The sequence below is a fragment of the Mesorhizobium sp. M4A.F.Ca.ET.050.02.1.1 genome (genome assembly GCF_003997725.1).
Classification (GTDB): Bacteria; Pseudomonadota; Alphaproteobacteria; order Rhizobiales; family Rhizobiaceae; genus Mesorhizobium.
Genome location: NZ_RZSG01000680.1, coordinates 1 through 3,240 on the forward strand (window position 1 = coordinate 1; position 3,240 = coordinate 3,240).

At 65.1% G+C, this 3,240-nt stretch carries 2 protein-coding genes and 1 pseudogene; 2 read left to right on the forward strand and 1 reads right to left on the reverse strand.

Annotated elements, in window-relative coordinates:
- Together EOA33_RS29220 and lexA are read left to right on the forward strand one after the other, a co-directional pair.
- Positions 1-645 (forward strand): molybdopterin molybdotransferase MoeA (locus EOA33_RS29220; protein WP_145989335.1); only part of this gene is annotated, 645 nt, incomplete at its 5' end.
- A gap of 116 nt (positions 646-761) precedes the next feature.
- The gene (lexA, locus tag EOA33_RS29225) at positions 762-1,496 is read left to right on the forward strand and encodes a transcriptional repressor LexA (RefSeq protein WP_126054478.1); all 735 of its coding nucleotides are present in this window, start codon (positions 762-764) and stop codon (positions 1,494-1,496) included.
- On the opposite strand, the pseudogene EOA33_RS29230 reads toward lexA, so the two are convergent.
- Positions 1,490-3,240, reverse strand: a pseudogene (locus tag EOA33_RS29230) (ComEC/Rec2 family competence protein); the annotation flags it as partial. The gene lexA and the pseudogene EOA33_RS29230 overlap by 7 nt on opposite strands.

Consider the following 3,240-nt stretch of genomic DNA (forward strand, 5'->3'; position numbering starts at 1 on the left):
CCGCCCGGCAGCGAGCTTGGTCCCGACCAGATCATTTCGTCCAACGCCTATGGCGTCGCCGCCGCCGCTCAGTCGGTCGGCGCCCGCGCGCTCGATCTCGGCATCGCCGCCGACCGCAAGGAAGCGATCGCCGCGCTGGTCAGGCAGGCCGTCGAGCAGCAGGCCGATGTCATCGTCACGCTGGGCGGCGCCTCGGTCGGCGACCACGATCTGATCCACGACGTGCTGACCGGCGAAGGCATGACGCTCGATTTCTGGAAGATCGCCATGCGCCCGGGCAAGCCGCTGATGTTCGGCCGGATGGGGCGCACGCGCTGTATCGGCCTGCCGGGCAACCCTGTCGCCAGCCTGGTCTGCTCGAAATTGTTCCTGAAGCCCTTGCTGGCGCGACTCGGTGGCCGCGACTTCCGGCAGGACCTGCGCGAGGCACGCCTGGGCACGGCGATGCAGGCCAATGATCTCAGGCAGGATTACGTGCGCGCCGTGGTCCGCGAAGAAGCCGGCTCAATGGTTGCCACCCCCTTCGGCATCCAGGACTCCTCGATGCTGCGCATGCTCGCCGACGCCAACGGCCTTGTCGTGCGGGAGCCCTTCGCCCCGGCTGCAGCCGCAGGCGACGCTTGCCGCGTGCTGATGCTACGCTGAACAAAACGTCAACGCATTCATTAAACTTTAAACGGTTGCGGAACACAACTGGAACAGATAGTGTTTGTTCTGGGTTTGTTTTTCTGATTCTGGTTTCAGAACCCGTGGGGGCCGCCATGCTGACGCGCAAACAACATGAACTCCTGATGTTCATCCATGAACGGCTGAAGGAAAGCGGCATTCCGCCCTCGTTCGACGAGATGAAGGAGGCGCTCGATCTCGCCTCGAAGTCGGGCATCCACCGGCTGATCACGGCGCTGGAAGAGCGCGGCTTCATTCGCCGGCTGCCGAACCGGGCGCGTGCTCTGGAAGTGCTGCGCCTGCCTGACTCGATCGCGCCCGGTCTCAATGCGGCGAAGAAGTTTTCGCCGAGCGTCATCCAGGGAAGCCTGGGACAGGGCAATCTCGGTCGGCAAATCAAACCGGCGTCGCCGTCGCGTACCCCCAGCAATGACGACGACGCTGTGTCGGCGGTGTCGATCCCGGTAATGGGCCGCATCGCCGCCGGCGTGCCGATCGACGCCATCCAGCACCAGACGCATTCGATCTCGGTGCCCCCGGACATGATCTCGGGCGGCGAGCATTATGCGCTGGAGGTCAAGGGCGACTCGATGATCGAGGCCGGTATCTTCGACGGCGATACGGTCATCATCCGCAACGCCGACACGGCGAGCCCCGGCGAGATCGTTGTGGCGCTGGTCGACGAGGAAGAGGCGACGCTGAAGCGCTTCCGCCGCAAGGGCGCATCGATCGCGCTCGAAGCTGCCAACCCTGCCTATGAGACCCGCATCTTCGGCCCTGACCGGGTCAAGGTGCAAGGCAAGCTGGTCGGCCTGATCCGGCGCTACTGAGCCGACGGCGCCAGTTTGACCACCGGTTTTTCGGGTCTCTGGTAAGGCGGCAGTCCCCTCGCCTCGCGAGAGTATTTGCGCTGCTCGTGCCATGGCCGGTAGGGCTTTTCGACCGCGTAGCGGATTGTTGCTTGCGCGCTCGCCGATTGCGGATCGAAGAAGACAGCGGCACTGCCGGAGCGGCGAGCTGACGTTTGGTGACGACGAGGGCCAGCGAATTCCAGCAGGGACTGTAGGCGGTGGCGTCGTCGATGACGATCAGGTCGGCGAAGGCGCAGGCCGGCCGCGCCGTCTTGCGGTTTTCCGCGAGCGCCACGATTGCGCCTGACGGATGTCGGGCAAGGCATAGCCCGTCCCTGCAGTAAAATGGCGAGCCCGGCGGCAGGTCGAGCGGATCGATGTCGAAGCGTGCATCCCCTGTCTCGAAGGTCTCCGGCTCGACGATGGTCTCGGCCACCAGCGCGCGTTTCCAATTGTCGGTGGTGAATTCGTTCGACCGCACCCGGTTGACGGCGAGCTCGCCGCCTCCGATCGGCATCGCCACCAGATGCGCATCCTCCGAGATCAGCACATCGGGCGTGCGGGTATTGGAAACCGTCAGCAGGCCCGCCAGAGCGAAGGGGATCGCCGCAAGTCTCAGCCAGGTCGTGGCCATGGTCGCGATGACCAGCGCTATCGTCACGAAAAGCACCGACTGGATGGAGATCAGCCCGACGGCATCGACCGGCGAGCGTTCGGAAATCCACCCGGAGATCGCGATCATCGCGGTCAGGCCCTTGCCCATCAGATACAGGAATGGCCAGTCGAGGCCGAACGGCATCGTCAGGGCGCTGGCGACCCCCAGGAACATGACCACCGAAACGATCGGCATGACGGCCAGGTTGGCGACCAGGCTGAGTGGCGAAACGCGCTGGAAGTGCCAGATGGCGAAGAGCGCCGTGGCGCTGCCGGCGATGATCGAGGTCATGGCAAGGCCACCCATCCCCATCACCAGTTTGCGCGACGTAAAGCGAAGGAACGATCGCTTCGGCGGCGGCGTGGTCGTCCTGTCGGCGCGATAGTCGGCCCAGCCGGCATAGGCGCCGACCAGGGCAGCCGTGGCGGCGAAGGACATCTGGAAGCTCGGGCCGACCACTTCGTGCGGCGACACCAGGATGACGGCGATGGCCGAGATCGCCAGATTGCGCATGGTGAGCGCTGCCCGGTCGAACAACACGGCGACAAGCATCACCGCCAGCATGATGAAGCTGCGTTCGGCCGCGACCACAATGCCGGAAAAGACGAGATAGGCGGCGATCGAGACGAGTGCGGCGGCGGCGGCATATTTCTTGACCGGCCGGCGCGAGGCGAAGTCGGGAAACAGCGCAAAGGCCCCGCGCAGCAAGAGCATGATGGTGCCGGCGACCAGCGCCATGTGCAGGCCCGAGATGGAGATGACGTGATAGATGCCGGTGCGCCGCATCGCCTCGTTGATCTCATCGGGGATGCCCGCTCGCACGCCGACTATCAGTGCGGCGGCGATCTCGCCCTCCGGGCCGCCGACCTGGCCGCGGATGTGGTTGGCGATGCTCTCCCGCGCCTTCTCGATCGTGGAAGCCAGGCGCGCCGAGGGCGGCGCATCTTCGCTGGCGATTGTCTTTGGATTGCCAAGGAAAAAGCCGCTGGCGCCGATACCGGAAAAATAGCTGTCGAAGGAGAAGTCGTAGCTGTCGGGCCGCACCGGGCCGGTCGGCTGCAGCAGCCT

What these genes read in the sequence shown, in the direction of transcription:
- lexA (WP_126054478.1), top strand. Translation starts at nt 762, where the DNA reads ATGCTGACGCGCAAACAACATGAACTCCTGATGTTCATCCATGAACGG.